Annotated in this window: 16 protein-coding genes; 10 read left to right on the forward strand and 6 right to left on the reverse strand. The window is 39.5% G+C overall.

Annotated features, from left to right (window positions below; genetic code table 11):
• Positions 1–409 precede the first annotated feature (409 nt).
• The 4 genes from aroK to KK487_RS01565 are packed head-to-tail and all read left to right on the forward strand — an operon-like array spanning position 410 to position 4250.
• On the forward strand, positions 410–928 hold the full coding sequence (aroK, locus tag KK487_RS01550; RefSeq protein ID WP_008466255.1) for a shikimate kinase AroK: 519 nt from the start codon (positions 410–412) through the stop codon (positions 926–928).
• A gap of 29 nt (positions 929–957) precedes the next feature.
• Positions 958–2028 (forward strand): 3-dehydroquinate synthase, encoded by a 1071-nt coding sequence (aroB, locus tag KK487_RS01555; protein ID WP_138764585.1) that lies wholly within the window; start codon positions 958–960, stop codon positions 2026–2028.
• Positions 2029–3345, forward strand: a complete 1317-nt coding sequence (locus tag KK487_RS01560) for an SPOR domain-containing protein (protein WP_138764586.1) — start codon at positions 2029–2031, stop codon at positions 3343–3345.
• Between the two features lie 53 nt (positions 3346–3398).
• Positions 3399–4250, forward strand: a complete 852-nt coding sequence (locus KK487_RS01565; protein ID WP_008115051.1) for a Dam family site-specific DNA-(adenine-N6)-methyltransferase — start codon at positions 3399–3401, stop codon at positions 4248–4250.
• On the opposite strand, the gene KK487_RS01570 is transcribed toward KK487_RS01565, so the two are convergent.
• The gene (locus KK487_RS01570) at positions 4213–4398 is read right to left on the reverse strand and encodes a DUF2970 domain-containing protein (protein WP_008115053.1); all 186 of its coding nucleotides are present in this window, start codon (positions 4396–4398) and stop codon (positions 4213–4215) included. The genes KK487_RS01565 and KK487_RS01570 overlap by 38 nt on opposite strands.
• 4 nt (positions 4399–4402) lie before the next feature.
• The gene (locus KK487_RS01575) at positions 4403–4702 is read right to left on the reverse strand and encodes a hypothetical protein (RefSeq protein ID WP_033104299.1); all 300 of its coding nucleotides are present in this window, start codon (positions 4700–4702) and stop codon (positions 4403–4405) included.
• A 297-nt stretch (positions 4703–4999) separates the two neighbouring features.
• Here KK487_RS01575 and rpe point away from each other — a divergent pair, with 297 nt between their 5' ends.
• The 3 genes from rpe to trpS are packed head-to-tail and all read left to right on the forward strand — an operon-like array spanning position 5000 to position 7386.
• Positions 5000–5683 (forward strand): ribulose-phosphate 3-epimerase, encoded by a 684-nt coding sequence (rpe, locus tag KK487_RS01580; protein ID WP_138764587.1) that lies wholly within the window; start codon positions 5000–5002, stop codon positions 5681–5683.
• On the forward strand, positions 5683–6348 hold the full coding sequence (locus KK487_RS01585) for a phosphoglycolate phosphatase (RefSeq protein WP_008115059.1): 666 nt from the start codon (positions 5683–5685) through the stop codon (positions 6346–6348). The genes rpe and KK487_RS01585 overlap by 1 nt, the downstream gene beginning before the upstream one ends.
• A 33-nt stretch (positions 6349–6381) precedes the next feature.
• Positions 6382–7386: a tryptophan--tRNA ligase gene (gene trpS, locus KK487_RS01590; protein ID WP_138764588.1), complete on the forward strand. Its 1005-nt coding sequence runs from the start codon at positions 6382–6384 to the stop codon at positions 7384–7386.
• A gap of 122 nt (positions 7387–7508) precedes the next feature.
• On the opposite strand, the gene KK487_RS01595 is transcribed toward trpS, so the two are convergent.
• Together KK487_RS01595 and KK487_RS01600 are read right to left on the reverse strand one after the other, a co-directional pair.
• A complete protein-coding gene (locus KK487_RS01595) occupies positions 7509–8429 on the reverse strand; it encodes a TraB/GumN family protein (RefSeq protein WP_138764589.1) in 921 nt (306 codons plus the stop codon).
• A 27-nt stretch (positions 8430–8456) separates the two neighbouring features.
• On the reverse strand, positions 8457–8807 hold the full coding sequence (locus KK487_RS01600; protein ID WP_013463912.1) for a hypothetical protein: 351 nt from the start codon (positions 8805–8807) through the stop codon (positions 8457–8459).
• A gap of 284 nt (positions 8808–9091) precedes the next feature.
• Here KK487_RS01600 and KK487_RS01605 point away from each other — a divergent pair, with 284 nt between their 5' ends.
• Positions 9092–11236 carry a winged helix-turn-helix domain-containing protein gene (locus KK487_RS01605; protein ID WP_138764590.1) on the forward strand — a complete coding sequence of 715 codons (2145 nt, stop codon included), beginning with the start codon at positions 9092–9094 and terminating at the stop codon, positions 11234–11236.
• Positions 11237–11382: 146 nt separating this feature from the next.
• Here KK487_RS01605 and KK487_RS01610 read toward each other — a convergent pair whose 3' ends face one another.
• Both KK487_RS01610 and uvrA read right to left on the reverse strand, forming a co-directional pair.
• Complete coding sequence (locus KK487_RS01610; RefSeq protein WP_033104295.1) at positions 11383–12444, reverse strand: hypothetical protein; 1062 nt, start codon at positions 12442–12444, stop codon at positions 11383–11385.
• Between the two features lie 29 nt (positions 12445–12473).
• A complete protein-coding gene (gene uvrA / locus KK487_RS01615) occupies positions 12474–15299 on the reverse strand; it encodes an excinuclease ABC subunit UvrA (protein WP_024602149.1) in 2826 nt (941 codons plus the stop codon).
• 163 nt (positions 15300–15462) lie between these two features.
• Between uvrA and KK487_RS01620 the strand changes: the two genes are divergently transcribed.
• A complete protein-coding gene (locus KK487_RS01620) occupies positions 15463–16830 on the forward strand; it encodes an MFS transporter (RefSeq protein WP_024602150.1) in 1368 nt (455 codons plus the stop codon).
• Between the two features lie 20 nt (positions 16831–16850).
• Positions 16851–17552 carry a single-stranded DNA-binding protein gene (gene ssb, locus KK487_RS01625; RefSeq protein ID WP_024602151.1) on the forward strand — a complete coding sequence of 234 codons (702 nt, stop codon included), beginning with the start codon at positions 16851–16853 and terminating at the stop codon, positions 17550–17552.
• Positions 17553–17755 lie beyond the last annotated feature (203 nt).

A 17755-nucleotide genomic window follows, 5' to 3' on the forward strand; every position in this document is an offset into this window, starting at 1 on the left:
TATGGGTATGTAATTTAGTTATCGTGGTGTGAACACTCCCTATAAATGTACAATAAGACAGTATATAATTTTGATCATGTACTGTACTGCGGATGTATTTAAGGCTGCGTTTATGTTGTTTGTAATTCAGGCTCTTGTAAAGTTACCATGCAAAAGCTTTCATGAAGCAACAATGTAGTAACCTTAATTGCATAAATTTTAACCCTAGAAGATAAACTTGCCTATAATAAGGTGCTTTTTTGTTAACCAGTGGGTAATTATTTAGTTTAATTGCTCGTTATATGGCTTTTTATCCTAATTGACTTGAAATACCCGACCGATTACTGAGATAATCCCTTTCTTAATTTTGGGGCCAGGTCGTTAGGCGGGGTTTTATTTCAAATTTTAGAGTTCGTTTGTACTAAAAGATATGGCTGAGAAACGTAATATATTTCTAGTTGGCCCCATGGGGGCTGGCAAAAGCACGATTGGTCGTCACATCGCTGACCAATTACACCTTGAATTTGTTGATTCTGATCAAGAAATCGAACGTCGCACGGGCGCAGATATTGCCTGGGTATTCGATCTTGAAGGTGAAGAAGGCTTTAGACTTCGTGAAGAATCTGTTATTGGTGACTTAACCGAAATGCAAGGTATTGTACTTGCAACCGGTGGTGGCTCAGTAATGAGTAAAGAAGTTCGAAACAAGCTTTCGGCTCGCGGTATTGTTGTATACTTAGAGACACCGATTGAAAAGCAAGTTGCACGTACGCAACGCGACAAGCGTCGCCCATTACTGCAAACAGAAGAAGCACCTCGTGATGTACTTGAGCGCTTAGCAGAAGAGCGTGAACCATTATATAAAGAAGTAGCTGATTTTGTTGTACGCACTGATGAGCAGAGCGCGAAAGTTGTTGCTAACCAAATCATCGAGAAATTGGATTTTTAAAAGCCAGTATTAAAAAGGACTAACCCAGCATGCTTGAATTAACTGTTAATTTAGACGAGCGAAGTTATCCTATTTATATTGGTCAATCTGCACTTCAAGATACAGGCCGTCTAATCCATCACATTGGTGATTGTCGGCCTATCATCATTACTAATGAAACGATTGCACCGCTGTACCTTCAACAGTTGCTTGATTCATTAGCACAGCTAAACCCACTGCATTTTATTATTCCAGATGGTGAGCAATATAAATCACTCACTTGGTTTGAAAAAATTTCGGCATTCCTACTTGAGAATAATTGCGGCCGTGACACCTGCTTAATTGCATTAGGTGGTGGCGTTGTAGGTGATTTAACTGGATTTGTTGCTGCTTGTTATCAGCGTGGCATCCCTTTTATCCAAATACCAACCACTTTATTATCTCAAGTTGATTCTTCAGTTGGCGGCAAAACAGCGGTTAATCACCCGCTAGGTAAAAATATGATTGGGGCTTTTTATCAACCCCAAGCTGTATTTATTGACACACGTTCGTTGCATACCTTACCAACACGCGAGTTTGCTGCAGGCATGGCTGAAGTTATTAAGTATGGCTTGATTTACGATACTGAACTGTTTGCTTATCTAGAGCATAACATCGCTAAATTACAACAATTAGACGAGACGTGTTTACGGCACATCATCTTCAGATGCTGTGAAATTAAAGCGCTTATTGTTGCACAAGATGAAAAAGAGCAGGGCCTTCGTGCGTTGTTAAATTTAGGGCACACGTTTGCGCATGCTATTGAAGCACAAATGGGTTACGGTGTTTGGTTACATGGAGAAGCGGTCGCGACAGGTATGGTGCTTGCTGCAAAGCTTGCTTATACTCGCCAAGATTTAACACGAGAAGATGTAGAGCGTATTGCTACATTAATAGCGCAATATAGCTTACCAATCGAGATACCTAGCGATATGACCAGTGAGCACTTTTTACTGCATATGCGAAAAGATAAAAAGAATAAAAAAGGGACTATCCGATTCATTTTACCCACCGAATTTGGTCAATGTGCATTAGTTGATGATGTGTCTGATGATCAAGTCAGAGCATTGATCGAGCAATAAATGCAGTCACAAATTTTACCGAGCCGTGCGGCTTTGGTGGATAGAATCGCATTGCAATTTGAATATGGTCAAAACCTAATTGTTTTGTTGGGCACTTCTGGTTTAGGCAAAAGCTATTTGCTTGAAACCTTCATCACTGATAAATATAACGATTTTAATAAAGCGTTTGTGCAAGTTGGCGCTCAAATGACTGATGTGCAATTGATGACTCAATTATTAGAGCAAAGCTTTAATGCCCCTTTAATTGATCACAACCTGAGCTTATCACAAAACTATTATCAATTAGCGAAGCAACAACAATGCGGCGCGTGTTTATGGGTTATCGATGGCGGCAGGCACCTATCTGAAGAACTAATTGCAGAGCTCGAGCTGTTATCAAAAAGTGCGCCCAATGTGCTTTACATTATGATTGCATCGCAATCTAAATTGCCGTTTAAAGAGGCAGTTAATATTCATTTAGAGCCATTAAACTTGGTTGAAAGTAAGCAGCTAATGGGATGGTACTTCACGGCTTTACCTTATGATGAAGACCCTGTATTTAAAACCTTTTTAGTTGAAGCCCAAGGTAACCCAAGTCTTTTATTAGCCTGGCAGCCTAGCGAACAAGTTGCTGATATTATCGTAAAAGACAAAGTATCTTGGCGCTTACAGTTGCTCACACTATTACTCATAATTATGTTATTGATTATTGGCGTTGTATACAAAGCTGATATGACCCAATGGTGGAAAAATGCTAATAGTCAAAGCGATGAGCAAGTCCTCACAACCGCTATTACAACCGAGCAAGCTATTCAAAATAAACAACAACCGGTTAAATCACCAACCCTGTTTACTTCGCCACAGCCTATAACTAAAGAGCCAACTACAGATGAGAGTGCCCACAATGACGTGCCAGCAATTGTAGGAAGTTTAACTGAGCCATCGACTTTAACTGAACAAGAAAAGCCAGCACCGCCGCCGGTTGAAGAAGCCATTAGCGTACCTGAGGTGGTAAAGCAGCAAAGCCAAATAGTAAAAATACCCAGTAACTGGTACCTAGAACAACCTGAAGATAATTTTGTTATTCAGCTATTAGCCGTAACTCAGCAGCAGGTAGGCAATGAGTTTATTGCTGAACATAAGCTAGAAAGTATTACCAATACATACCAAACTAAACGAAATGGTAAAATGTGGTGGGTGGTAACAACAGGCAGTTTTGCTAACTTAAATGAGGCAAAACAAGCACTGCAAGCACTCCCCGCTGGAGTAAGAAAAAATAAACCTTTCTATAAAAAAATTAGCAAAATAAAACAAGAAATTGCACGAGTTGATCAGTAAACTCAGTGACTTTAGTGTAAAATCGCGCAACACCGAATTGAAGTAAAGAGCCAATGCAGCAAAAGAGTAGAGCCTTCCTTAAATGGGCTGGCGGAAAATATAGCCTCGTTGAAGATATTAACGCGCGACTAAATCAAGCAAGTAAACATGCAGATACCTTGGTTGAACCTTTTGTTGGTGCGGGCTCAGTGTTTTTAAATAGTAATTTTAAACACTACGTACTTAACGATATAAATGCTGATTTAATCAATTTATATAAAGAGCTTAAACGTTCGCCGGATGAGTTTATTAGCGATGCAAAAAAACTATTTGTTGATTTAAATAACCATCCAGATGCGTATTACGATTATCGTGTGCAGTTTAACCAAAGCAGCGATGTGTATGAGCGAGCTATTTTATTTTTATATATGAACCGCCATGGTTATAACGGATTATGTCGATATAACTTAAAGGGCATTTTTAATGTGCCTTTTGGTAAATATAAAAAGCCTTATTTTCCTGAAAAAGAAATGTACTTTTTTGCCAACAAAGCACAAAAAGCAACATTTACCTGCTTAGGCTACGATGATGTATTTAAACTGGTCCCTAAAAATGCGGTGATATACTGCGATCCGCCCTATGTGCCATTAAGTAAAACCGCATCGTTTACCTCTTACGCTAAAGGCGGATTTAATTTAGATGATCAGGCTAATTTAGCTAACTTGGCTGAGCAAGCGGCATTTGAGAATAACACGCCAGTCCTTATTTCAAACCACGATACCGTGTGGACACGCAAAATTTACAGTCAAGCATCACTGGATAAAATTCAGGTTAAACGTACGATTAGTCCAAAGGGCGGTTCACGAAATAAAGTGGATGAGCTAATGGCTATGTATTTAGCACCGAAGTCACGGTTGCATAAATAGCCAATACAAACAATACAAACAGTACTACGGCAATAGCTATCAGCGTAATTGGAGAGTGGTACTTAAAGTCTGTTTTGCGCTTATCTTCAGATTGAACACCAAAAAATGCAGCCAGTACGCTTTGTAACGCGCTAAAAAAGTGCTGCATTTAATTAAAATAATGGCTTGATTGAAGAGGGCTTGTGTTTGTCATCAGTACCCGTTAACAATTCTAGCAAGTCTAAGTAATGAAACTGAGCGCTACGGCTATCACCTGTTAACCAAGAGGCCCAAGACGAATCTTCTTCAATTTGAATGCAACGGGTTGCGCTATTATTAATAGCGTTGGTTTGCTCTTTATGAAGACAAATGTTGGCAGAGCTTAAATCTTGCTCAGTATTTGAGCAAAGCGATGTTGCTCCAATAACAACACTTACCGACGTGATTAATAATCCAATTTTAAAAGCACGCATAATATAAACCTAATAATTTAGTTCTTCGCGCAGCATAACAAAAACTGCTTAAATAATACACTTTATTTTTGTTATTGTTTATTTGTATTGTGTTTTAAATACTGAGTGACACCCGCTTAAAAACTGATTCTTTTTTTAATTATAAAGCCTACATCCTCAGCAGGTTATTCTTTTTCATGAATAGCCACAATAAGGCTTTAACATTACTTATTTGGCGCTATTTTTAAAGGTGCTACTTGGGTAACTTCGCTAATTAAGTTACATTAACGGCATAAATTATTCATTAACGGATTAGCGATGCTCAACTGTGAACAAAAATACTTAATAGCGCCCTCAATATTATCTGCAGACTTTGCACGATTAGGCGAAGATGTCGACAAAGTGTTAGCCGCAGGTGCTGATGTCGTTCATTTTGATGTAATGGATAACCATTACGTACCTAACTTAACGATTGGCCCAATGGTATGTAAAGCACTTCGCGACTACGGGATTAAAGCCCCGATTGATGTGCATTTAATGGTAAAACCGGTAGATAGTTTAATCCCACAATTTGCCGAGGCGGGTGCATCAATTATTACCTTCCATCCAGAGGCGAGCGAGCATATTGACCGTACTTTGCAATTGATAAAAGATGAAGGTTGCCAAGCAGGCTTAGTGTTCAACCCTGCAACGAGTTTAAGTTACCTTGATCACGTAATGGATAAAGTAGATGTGATCTTATTAATGTCAGTAAATCCTGGGTTTGGTGGGCAAAGTTTTATTCCACAAACACTCGAGAAACTGCGAGAGGCAAAACAACGCATTGTTGAATCTGGACTTGATATTCGTTTAGAAGTAGATGGTGGTATTAAAGTAGATAACATAGCCGCGGCGGCTGAAGCGGGTGCCGATATGTTTGTTGCAGGCTCAGCTATTTTTAATCAGCCTGATTATAAAACAGTGATTGATGAGATGCGTCAGCAATTAGAAAGTGTTAAATAATGAAATATGATGCAGCGTTTTTTGACTTAGACGGCACCCTAGTTGATAGCGTGTACGACTTGTATATGGCTTTAAATTTAACACTTAGCGATTTAGCGTTTCCAATTGTCAGTCAGCGATTAGTTGAAAGTTGGGTAGGTAATGGCATTGAGGTGTTAGTTAAACGAGCCCTTTGCGGCGATATGCAAATTAGTGAACATCTCGATGAGGCTTTAAGCGAACGAGCTATCAATCTGTTTTATCAACATTACAGTGAGCAGGTCGGTGAATACAGTGTGTTATATCAGCATGTTGAAACTGGTCTTGCTGCTCTCAGTGGTATGCCTAAAGCACTTATTACTAATAAAGCACGCCGCTTTACTGAAATGCTTTTAGATAAGCTCGCTATTCGCAGTCATTTTGAAGTGATTGTTTGCGGTGACGACATGGCAAAAAAACCGTCACCTGAGCCGCTATTGTTTGCTTGCGATGCATTAAATATAACGCCTGATAAAGCGATTATGATTGGTGATTCAAAGAGTGACATACTCGCAGCGCAAGCCGCTAACATTGACGTGATAGCGCTCACTTATGGGTATCACCAGGGAGAGCAGTTAGCGGATTATAATCCGCAGTACCTATGCGATAACTTCTTAGCTATAATACCGACACTAACACAGCGTTAAGCATTTTTAATTAAGTAAAAATAAAGGAAAATCATGAGTAAACCAGTAGTATTAAGTGGCATGCAGCCAACCGGTGGTATGACAATAGGCAACTATGTTGGCGCTATTAACCAGTGGGTTAAGCTACAGGAAGAATATGATAGCTACTTTATGCTTGCAGACTTGCATGCAATTACCGTACGCCAAGACCCTGAATTATTGCGTGATCGTGTACTCGATGGCGTTGCGTTATATACGGCATGCGGTATTAACCCAGAAAAAGCGGCGTTATTTGTACAATCTCAGGTACCTGAGCATGCGCAACTTGGCTGGGTATTAAACTGTTATGCGCAAATGGGTGAGCTTAATCGCATGACCCAGTTTAAAGATAAGTCGGCAACGCATGCTAATAATATTAATGTGGGGTTATTTGCTTATCCGGCTTTGCAAGCGGCTGATATTTTACTGTACCAAGCAGACAAAGTACCTGTAGGTGAAGATCAAAAACAGCACCTTGAACTAACGCGTGATATTGCAACTCGCTTTAATAATGTTTACGGCGATATTTTTACGCTGCCAGAACCGTATATTCCAGAATTTGGTGCGCGAGTCATGAGCCTGCAAGATCCACTGAAGAAAATGTCTAAGTCAGATGAAAATCCAAATGGCTTTATTATGATGTTAGACGAGCCGAAAAAGATTGAGAAAAAGCTTAAAAAAGCAGTTACCGATTCTGACGAGCAAGCGCGTATTTACTTTGATCGCAAAGAAAAGCCAGGTGTATCTAATTTACTTACGCTACTAAGTGTGGCAACTAAGCGCTCAATTGAAGAGTTAGTCCCTGAATACGAAGACAAAATGTATGGCCATTTGAAAAAAGACACCGCAGCAGCTGTTGTCAGCATGATTGAGCCAATTCAAACACGTTTTAAAGAAATTCGTGAAGATCAAACACTTCTTAATGACATCATGAGAACAGGGGCTGAAAAAGCCAGCGCGCGTGCAGAAACTACATTAAAAGCAGTTTATGATGCGGTTGGGTTTATTCCACGCCCATAAGCGCGTTAATTTGCAGATACAAAAATGCCGCTAATTTAGCGGCATTTTTTATATCACGCTGATTAACATTAAAAAGCCAAATATAAATAGAAGTGACATTGCTTGCTTGTCTGTTTTATCCATCAATCGGCCTCAGCAGTTGTTTTGGAAGTTGTATTGTTAATATCAACTAAAGATACTTGGTAGCCTTTACTCTCAAGTAATGTCAGTAAGCTATCTTCTCCGGCGAGGTGTCCTGCGCCCACAAGTACAAATTCACTTTTATCGTTTTTAAACATTTTTTCTAGTTTAACTAGCCAGTTATTGTTTCTATCGGTCATTAATTGTTTATAAGTTGCAGGATCATTTTTTTGCATCGGTTCAAGTGCTACTGTATAGAGCGATTGTGTATCACCCTCACGCCAAGCTGAGAGTAATTTTTTAAACATCACACCGTAATTGTCAAACCCAGCTAAATTATTTTTGATAAAGTCATTTTCGTTATGTTCACCCATAGTCTTAAATAACTCTAACTGAAATGCCATCGTCTCTAAGTATTGTTGTTCTTTATTATCTAATGTCGCTTTTTTAGTAAAGTAAGCGTCAACGCCTTCACCCATTAAATTTTGTTTTTGCAACTCCATCGACATAAGCACAATACTAACCATTGCTGGGCGAAAGTTATCTAATTTATTCAGATTTGCACCAAATTCAGCCAGCTTGTTTTCTAATGCGAGCTTTACCTCTGGAGTTAGCTTTTGGCTCAATGTTTCATTATTTTTATAGGATAGTGCGCTCAACATTTTCATTTGTGCTTGTGCATCGCTAGGATCAGGTATTGGTGCTTCTAATACAATAGTATCTGCTTGTTTATAGGCGTGGTTAAACTCCACTGGTAGAGGCATTTCTGATTTCGGTAAAATGTGTACTGTGCCGCCAATAAATAATGAGTCATTTCCTTTGCTTACCTGCCACACTGAGCTTTGTGCTTGCACAGTCGTTGCTAATAAACAGCTGCTCAATAATACAGTTGCTGAAAATACTTTTTTAGTAAATGCGTTCATAACACTTCCTTAATGAAATTTTATTTATTATTGATTGGTTAAAATAGTGCTTATATAAGTTGTTAGTGATGACGTTATTTTCGAAAGGTTGCTATCAATTTTTGCGTTCATCTTGTTTATAGAAGATTCAAAGTCGGCCGTTATTTGATTCTCTATACTAGTAAATAATGTTTCAGTGTTTACTTCATGCTTAATGAGTGAATCGGTGTTTGTAGCATAAATTATTTGATTGCTATTGATGACTATTTCACCGGCTGCACATTGCCCTGAATTAGCTAATAGCGTGTTGCTTTTGCTTTCTGTAGCGACTGCAGAGGCTGTACTAAATACTGTTGCTAATATAATTACGGGTAATACTTTTTTAGTTGCGTTATTCATAATGAAACCTTTTTTATGTTTAAAAGTCAGCTTAATTAACATTTAAAAGTCGTGTTCAGTAAGCTGCTTGTTGATGACGTTTTAAAGAATATCGCTGAATTTACCGAGAGTCGCTTATCTAGTTGTGAGTGATTTATTTATAAGAATTTTTATTGTTTTTATTGTTTTAAATTAAAGTGTTAGCCTTAAACCTTATCTGCAGAAATAAGGTTTCTAATTCACCTAACTATATTAAAAAGTGTACCTGTGATAGGGTTAGTGAAAAATAAAAATACGTAAACACTATGAATTATCAAATCGGACCTTGGCAATTTATTAGTAATCGATGTGTGATTACTTCAAACAACATGGAAAGGGAATTAGACCCACTTTTAGTAAAGCTATTACTGTATTTTATAGATAAGCCTCAACAAATCGTTTCCCGTCAAGCGCTAATAGAGAGTGTGTGGCAGCAAAGCTTTGTAGACGACAATGCGATTAATCGTGCTATTTCAGAGTTAAGAAAGCTGCTTGCTCACCCCATTGAAAAAGCGCCGCTTTTGAAAACGCATTACCGTAAAGGGTACAGTCTAACCGTCATACCAGAGCGCTTAACGCAAGCAAGCGTTTTTGAAGAGCCTGCAAACTTTTTGCCTGACTCACCGGATGTTTTTGCCAAAAATGAAGAGGTAGTGACTGCAACTACTTCTCAACCGGTTCAAAGAACGAATAGTAAAAAGTTTTTGATCTATTCTTTAGTCGTCATTATTTTTATATGCTTTTTAGTATGGTTAGGGTTGTTTTTTATTAATGCACCTTCTAGCGAAAAGATTAAACAGATCACGGTTAATAAGGTAGCAAGCACGTGGAATATTGGCAGCGAGGTTCACCCCGAGGTATCTTCTGATAAACAGTTTTTAGCTTACACTAATATAGAACCTGAAAATGACGTAATGCATGCATTTGTTAAGCGTCTTTCAGATCAGCGAGAGATTGAAATTACCTATCCAGGCTTTCAGGTGTCTATTTTATCATGGCAGTTAAACCAGCACTCAGTGCTATTACAAGCTACCAATTTAAAGCAGCAAAAGTGCGAAATGGTACTTGTTGATTTAAGCCAGTTTCCTGTTATAGGGGAGGCTACCTCTATTAAAAAGTGTGACCTTAGATATACAGGTTATGCGCAAGTAGACGAAAGTGGTGAACATATTTATTACACCGAATATAAAAATGAGCATGAAGGTTCAGGTTTATATAAATTTGATTTAGAACTTAAAAAAGAATTCATAGTGATCCCACCACCAGGGGTAATGTATGGCGTAATCATGCCGCGTTTATCTCATTCTGGTAATAAAATAGCATATATACTTAGTCAAAAGGATAAGCCTTTTTCTGTATTTAGTTATAACTTTGAGACCCATGAAACCAAGCGGTTATTTAAAGCAGAAAAAAGCACGATTAGCTTTGCATTTGATTGGCTTGCTGACGATAAAGGCGTGATTGTATTTGAAGGTTCTGAGCTTTCAACCATTATGTTTGATGAAAAAAACATTGTTAAACATACGCTAACAGTAACCCCAAAGATAAATCCTTATTATATAGCGGTTCACTCTGCCAATAGTCTTTTTTATTCAGAGAATAAAACCCAATCATACTCGCTAATTAAAGCAACAGACCCTTTTGGCGATACACCTAAGTATGAAACACTCTATAAAAGTGATAAAGACGACTACAACATTATTGAAATAGTTAATAAAGAAGGGCCTGCGCATGTTTTCGTATCTGAGCGTTCTGGCAGCAGTCAATTATGGCTCTCTCAAAATGGTTTTACAAAGCAACTTAGCTTTTTTAATTATGATGATGCCCCTTCGATTTTTGCATTAGGAATGCTCAGAGCTTCTCCCAATAAGCAGCGCATAATGTTCATAAAAAATAAAAGCTATTCACTTTATGACGTAAACGCTCAAAAATTTTATCCGTTAGAAGAATTTAATAAGCATAAAATAATAAGCTATATTTGGTCAAAAAATAACGAAAGCATTATTTATATTAAGCGACTTGGTTCAAAAAATATATTGGCAGAATTTAATTTACTCACCCGCGATACACGCGTGATAGAAGGAATAAAAGCGAATAAACTCATTTCAGATAGTAAAGGTAACGGATACGTAACTAATGATAATCAATTAATTCGCCTTTCAGATAGGCAAAGCTGGGAATTACCTAAAAATGCTAAAAAGTCAGTTGCATATGGCATTAGCAAAAACTATTTCTATTATTCAGATTCTATTTCTAGAATCGCTAGGCTAAATTTACAAGATCAAACCATACAAGATACACACGTGGACTTTCGACCTATTGGTTTTGAGGTAAACGAAAGCAATGAAATATTGTTTACGGGATCTAAGTATAAAGATATGCAAATAGTACAAATTAGTTGGGGCGAATAGCGCTATTCATTATGCCGAAAAAGCCAGCGCGCGTGCAGAAACTACATTAAAAGCAGTTTATGATGCGGTTGGGTTTATTCCACGCCCATAAGCGCGTTTATTTGCAGATACAAAAATGCCGCTAATTTAGCGGCATTTTTTATATTTTAATGTTTTGTAGCAGAAATACCGGCAGACTCACAGGCTCTAACTATAAATTGATAACCGTAAGGCATGCTTTGATCAGGCGTTATTTCAATAATTTCGTAATCATTGAGCTCGATTGACTTACTCTCTGTTGATTTCTTACAACGTGAATAACTGTCTGCTTCATAACTATAGGCAAACATGGCAATTAAGCGCTTACTACGTTCAAAGTAGCCTTTAGTATCTAAAAACTGCCTAACCGTTTGAGTGTTCTCATCTTCGCCTTCTAAGCGAATACCAAATGTTTTTGTCTGAGCGCCGTCATTGTCTGAAGAGGGGAGTTTTTTCTCTATTTGCTCACTCAATTTTTCTATGGCTTGCTCTTGCTCAGCGGGGGATTTATTTGCGAGCGATTGGCTATTTTCAAAGCTATTTACTATATCGTTTAATACTTTTTCAGGCGGTTTTTCATCAATAAATGCAATCAGACTTACAAACACTACCGTCGCTAAAAAAAAGCGGGTTAATGCAGTTAGAAGTGGTGAGTAGCTTTGGCTAATAAACTTTATGCGATCAGATCCAAATGGCTTGATTAGTAATAACACTATGATGTAAAAAGGCAAAATAAGTTGTAAGCCGAGCAGTGTTGCCAGAGTTATTCCTAGTGTCCAAGGCGGTAAATATAATAAAGTGGCAAAGTTATGAGTGTAATTAAAGTGATTAGCTGATACCTGAGTGACTTCATTTACAATGCCACTAGCACTTGCTAAAACAAAGTTAGCAATACTGGCATAAAATACCAAAATAAGTGCTTTACCGGCGAGTGAATTCCATAGTTGATTAAACTTAGGCCAAAATTCTATGATCAGCGCAATAATAGTAATAGTGGCACATAGCCACGTTAACTTAAAAATGGCTAGGGTTATAAACGCAAGCAGATAAAGTTTTTGCGCGGTGTTAAGGTTAAACCATATGCTTTTTATATGGCTAAGCAGTTTAACTTGGTGTGGCTGCCAGCTTTTTTGCTGTTGCTTAAACTGCTTATTAGCACGCCATTTTGCAATTTTTAAATACCTTAACACCGACTTTCCTTATCTAAAGCGTATTACCGTTATTTATTTAATAACGGTTTTAAGTAGTGCCCAGTATGAGAGCGCTGGCATTCAGCCACTTCTTCTGGTGTACCTGCAATCAGTATTTCACCGCCGCCAGCACCACCTTCAGGGCCTAAATCAACGATCCAGTCGGCTGTTTTGATTACATCTAAATTGTGCTCAATCACTACAATGGTATTGCCATGATCGCGCAGACGATGCAGTACTACTAATAACTGCTCTATATCTGCAAAGTGCAGGCCTGTTGTTGGCTCATCTAATATGTATAGCGTTTTACCGGTATCACGCTTAGAAAGCTCACGTGCTAACTTAATTCGCTGTGCTTCACCACCAGAAAGTGTTGTAGCGGCTTGGCCTAAGCGGATATAAGAAAGTCCAACATCCATTAGGGTTTTAAGTTTGCGTGCTATGGCCGGTATTTTATCAAAGTAGTCATGGGCATCTTCAACGGTCATATCGAGCACTTGGTTGATGTTTTTGCCTTTATATTGTACTTCTAAGGTTTCGCGGTTATAACGTTTACCTTTACATACATCACACGGCACATATACGTCAGGTAAAAAGTGCATTTCTACTTTAATAACGCCATCACCTTGGCATGCCTCACAACGCCCACCTTTAACATTAAAGCTAAAGCGACCTACTTTGTAACCACGTGAACGGGCTTCTTGAGTACCCGCAAACAGTTCACGAATACCGGTGAAAATACCGGTATAAGTTGCAGGATTTGAACGCGGTGTGCGGCCAATAGGACTTTGGTCAATATCAATCACTTTATCAAAGTGCTCAAGGCCTGCAATTGACTTGTAAGGGGCCGCTTCTGCGGTTGTGGCACCATTAAGCTCAGTGTGAGCGAGTTTAAATAAGGTGTCGTTAATGAGTGTAGATTTACCTGAGCCCGATACACCGGTAATACAGGTCATTAAGCCAAAGGGTATTTTTAAATCAACATTTTTTAAGTTATTACCGGTAGCGCCAAACAGCTCTAACCATTTATCGTTAGTAGCATGGCGCTCTTTAGGTACTTCAATTTTACGCACCCCCGATAAAAACTGACCGGTAACCGAGTCTTTGCTCGCTAAAATATCATCGCGTGTACCTTGAGCAATAACATGGCCGCCATGGACACCAGCACCCGGACCAATATCAATAATATGATCTGCCGCGCGGATCGCGTCTTCATCATGCTCTACAACAATAACGGTGTTACCTAAATCACGTAAATGCACTAAGGTTTTTAATAAACGGTCGTTATCACGTTGGTGTAAACCAATTGAAGGTTCATCCAGTACATACATAACACCCACTAATCCAGCGCCAATTTGACTCGCTAAACGAATACGCTGTGCTTCACCGCCAGAGAGCGTGTCGGCGCTGCGCTCAAGTGATAAGTAATTTAGGCCAACATTTATTAAGAAAGATAAACGATCGCGAATTTCTTTTAGAATTTTTTCGGCGATTTGGCCTTTTTGCCCAGTCAAATGCAAACCTTCAAAAAAGCTCATTGCCTCACCAATACTCATATGTGTGATGGTTGGTAAGTTAGTTTGACCAATAAATACGTTACGTGCTTCTTGGCGAAGGCGCGAACCTTTACAACTAGGACACGCTTGACTAGTTTGATACTTAGCTAGCTCTTCACGCACAGAGTTTGATTCAGTTTCGCGGTAGCGGCGGTTCATATTATTTAACACGCCTTCAAATACATGATTACGTGTAATTAAATCACCGCGGTCATTACGGTAATTAAATGCAATTTTAGTATCACCCGAGCCATCTAAGATAATTTTCTTATGTTCTTTTGCAAGCTCTTGATAAGGAACATCTAAATCAAAGTCGTAATGTTGTGCAACTGCTTGCAACATTTGATAGTAGTAAAAGCTGCGTTTATCCCAACCTTTAATTGCACCGCCAGCTAAACTTATCTCAGGGTTATGAACCACGCGATTAGGGTCAAAGTATTGCCTTACACCTAAACCGTCACAGCTTTGACAAGCCCCGGCTGGGTTGTTGAACGAAAATAGACGCGGTTCAAGCTCTGTCATCGCATAGCCACAGGTTGGACAGGCAAAATTTGCTGAAAACAGCATTTCTTCAGCATTGCTATCGTCCATAAACGCAATGTTGGCAACGCCGCCTGACATTTCAAGTGCTGTTTCGAATGATTCCGCGAGACGTTGTTGCTGGCCGTCTTTGACTTTAAAGCGATCAACCACGACTTCAATTGTGTGCTTTTTATGTAGATCTAGTGGTGGTGGATCAGATAGGTCGCACACTTCGCCATCAATACGTGCGCGAATGTAGCCTTGGCTTGCAAGCTGCTCTAATAGCTTTACATGTTCGCCTTTACGGTCTTTAACAACAGGGGCCAAGAGCATTAGCTTTGTGCCCTCAGGCAGCGCCAGTGCGGTATCGACCATTTGGCTGATTGTTTGCGCCGCGAGCGGTAAATCATGAGTCGGACAGCGAGGTTCGCCAACGCGTGCAAACATCAAGCGTAAATAATCATAGATTTCAGTAATAGTTCCCACGGTTGAACGTGGGTTATGCGAGGTTGATTTTTGTTCTATGGAAATAGCAGGAGAAAGGCCTTCAATATGATCTACATCGGGCTTTTCCATTAATGACAAAAACTGCCTTGCATAAGCAGAGAGTGATTCAACATACCGGCGTTGCCCTTCTGCATACAGCGTATCAAATGCAAGTGATGACTTTCCTGAACCAGATAAGCCAGTAATAACAATTAGTTTATCACGTGGGATGGTTAGGCTGATGTCTTTTAAATTGTGCGTGCGGGCGCCTCGGACTTCAATGTTTTCCATGCTATCTCGTTTATTGCCAAAATTATTTGCTCAGTATCGCATAATACGCTGCAATATTAATCCTTGATCATCGAAAAAATCCTTAGTTATAGACGATTAATTATTGCCAAGCTTGTGATAGAATCCTTGCCTAATTTTTTAACACAGTAAGATCACGCAAATAATGACCGCATCTTCACTTAATTCACGAGAAAAACGCGCCGCCGTATCGTTAGCGAGTGTGTTTGCATTTAGAATGCTCGGCTTGTTTATGCTGATGCCTGTTTTAGCTATTTATGGTCAAGAGCTTGAAGGCTTTTCACCTATTTGGATTGGTTTTGCAATTGGTGCGTATGGTTTAACTCAGGCCGTATTACAAATCCCAATGGGGAGACTTTCCGATAAAATAGGTCGTAAAAAAGTCATAGTCGGTGGTTTGGCGGTATTTGCTTTAGGTTCGGTAATTGCCGCTTTGGCAGAGTCTATTCAAATGGTGACGGTAGGGCGCGCATTACAAGGCATGGGAGCTATAGCCAGCGCATTATTAGCGTTTGCATCAGATTTAAGCCGTGATGAACAGCGCCCCAAAGTTATGGCGGTGATTGGCATGAGCATCGGTATGAGCTTTGCGTTTGCGATGTTATTAGGGCCTATAGTGGCAGCTTCGTGGGGCATTGCAGGCGTATTTTGGCTAACGGCTATTTTGGCTGTGTGTGGTATTTTTATAGTCACTATGCTCGTTCCCAGTGCAATAAATAAAGCCCCTAAAGGCGATACGCTTGCCAGTTTTAGTGACATCAAAAAATTGATTAAACACCCACAGCTGGCACGTTTAAATGCAGGCGTATTATTGCTGCATCTAACATTAACGACTATTTTTGTAGTATTACCAAGCCAATTAATTAAAGATGGCTTAGTGGCCGAAAACCATTGGCAGCTTTATATTCCGGTTTTATTTTTGGCGTTTTTTTTAATGGTGCCAGTAATGATAGTGGCGATTAAAAAAGAGAAAGAAAAACAAGCCTTTATTGGTTCTGTTATGGTTTTAATAGTCAGCATGTTAAGTATGTCTATGTGGGCAAACAGCGTTGTTGGTATTGCGGTTTGTATGCTGTTATATTTTGTTGCGTTTAACTTTTTAGAAGCCACTATGCCGGCTCTTGTGTCGCGTATTGCTCCAGCAAGCCAAAAAGGCTCAGCCATGGGGGGGTATTCATCGAGCCAGTTTTTAGGCGCTTTTTTAGGCGGCATGCTTGGCGGGTATGTAGCACAAACAACTAGTACGCAAGCTGTGTTTGCGGCGGCGGCACTTGTTGGGGTAATATGGCTTATTATTGCGTGGAAAATGCAAGTCCCACCGAAAAGCAAAGTTATTAGTTTAATGACCCAATTAGATTCTGAAGAGCAGGCACAAACACTGGCTTCTCAGTTAGTTGCTTTACCCGGCGTAATAGAAGCAACCGTAGTTCGCGATGAAAGTCGTAGCTACTTAAAGATTAATGATAAAGAATTTGACCTAGACCAAGCCCGAAGAGTGGCTGGTTTAATCTAACGTTTATAGGAGATGGTTCCATGGCACGCGGTGTGAACAAAGTAATTTTGGTTGGTAATTTAGGGCAAGATCCTGAAGTTCGTTACATGCCTAATGGTAATGGTGTAGCAAATATTACCTTAGCAACTTCAGATAGCTATAAAGATAAAAACACTGGCCAAATGGTTGATAAAACTGAGTGGCACCGTGTGGTATTTTTTGGCAAGTTAGCTGAAATTGTGGGTGAATACTGCCGCAAGGGATCACAAATTTACGTAGAAGGTAAACTTCAAACCCGTAAATGGACTGATCAACAAGGCCAAGAAAAATACACCACAGAAATCGTTGTCGATGGCTTTACGGGTCAAATGCAAATGCTAGGTGCACGCGGTGGCGATCAACAAAGTGGTGGCTATCAAGGTAACCAAGGTGGTCAACAAAGTAGTGGCTATCAAGGCAACCAAGGCGGGCAACAAAGCGGTGGTTATGGTCAAAATAACCAAGGCCAAAATAGCCAGCAAGGCAGTTATGCTCCACAGCAGCAATCTGCACCTGCTCAGCAGCCAGCACCGCAGCAAAACAACCAATACCAGCCACAGCAGCAAGGTGGTTTTGCACCACAACAAAATAGTGCACCACAACAGCAAGGCGGGTTTGCACCTAAGCCACAAAATGCACCGCAAGGTGGCGCATCAAACCCTATGGAACCAACAATCGACTTTGATGACGATATCCCGTTTTGACCTAAGACAAAAAGCAAAATGTTTAAAAGTTTTCTAGAAAGCCGCTATTAAGCGGCTTTTTTATTAAAAAAATGACCGTATTCCATTTCTACAGTTTTTAAATCTGAATAAACACTTCCTAAAGTAAACATATGAATGTGTAAAAAGCACTGTGATACTGGTGTTTTTATTTTTTAAGCCAAGCCCTCCTTTGTTCAAACTAA

It is taken from the genome of Pseudoalteromonas sp. SiA1 (assembly GCF_018732205.1).
GTDB classification, from domain to species: Bacteria; Pseudomonadota; Gammaproteobacteria; order Enterobacterales; family Alteromonadaceae; genus Pseudoalteromonas; species Pseudoalteromonas tetraodonis.

Bases quoted from the DNA above. Each gene is read 5' to 3' on its own strand.
- ssb (WP_024602151.1), top strand. From the start codon at position 16,851: ATGGCACGCGGTGTGAACAAAGTAATTTTGGTTGGTAATTTAGGGCAA.
- KK487_RS01600 (WP_013463912.1), bottom strand. From the start codon at position 8,807: ATGAATAACGCAACTAAAAAAGTATTACCCGTAATTATATTAGCAACA.
- KK487_RS01605 (WP_138764590.1), top strand. From the start codon at position 9,092: ATGAATTATCAAATCGGACCTTGGCAATTTATTAGTAATCGATGTGTG.
- KK487_RS01565 (WP_008115051.1), top strand. From the start codon at position 3,399: ATGCAGCAAAAGAGTAGAGCCTTCCTTAAATGGGCTGGCGGAAAATAT.
- aroB (WP_138764585.1), top strand. From the start codon at position 958: ATGCTTGAATTAACTGTTAATTTAGACGAGCGAAGTTATCCTATTTAT.
- aroK (WP_008466255.1), top strand. From the start codon at position 410: ATGGCTGAGAAACGTAATATATTTCTAGTTGGCCCCATGGGGGCTGGC.
- trpS (WP_138764588.1), top strand. From the start codon at position 6,382: ATGAGTAAACCAGTAGTATTAAGTGGCATGCAGCCAACCGGTGGTATG.
- KK487_RS01595 (WP_138764589.1), bottom strand. From the start codon at position 8,429: ATGAACGCATTTACTAAAAAAGTATTTTCAGCAACTGTATTATTGAGC.
- KK487_RS01620 (WP_024602150.1), top strand. From the start codon at position 15,463: ATGACCGCATCTTCACTTAATTCACGAGAAAAACGCGCCGCCGTATCG.
- KK487_RS01560 (WP_138764586.1), top strand. From the start codon at position 2,029: ATGCAGTCACAAATTTTACCGAGCCGTGCGGCTTTGGTGGATAGAATC.
- KK487_RS01585 (WP_008115059.1), top strand. From the start codon at position 5,683: ATGAAATATGATGCAGCGTTTTTTGACTTAGACGGCACCCTAGTTGAT.
- KK487_RS01570 (WP_008115053.1), bottom strand. From the start codon at position 4,398: ATGCAGCACTTTTTTAGCGCGTTACAAAGCGTACTGGCTGCATTTTTT.
- uvrA (WP_024602149.1), bottom strand. From the start codon at position 15,299: ATGGAAAACATTGAAGTCCGAGGCGCCCGCACGCACAATTTAAAAGAC.
- rpe (WP_138764587.1), top strand. From the start codon at position 5,000: ATGCTCAACTGTGAACAAAAATACTTAATAGCGCCCTCAATATTATCT.
- KK487_RS01575 (WP_033104299.1), bottom strand. From the start codon at position 4,702: ATGCGTGCTTTTAAAATTGGATTATTAATCACGTCGGTAAGTGTTGTT.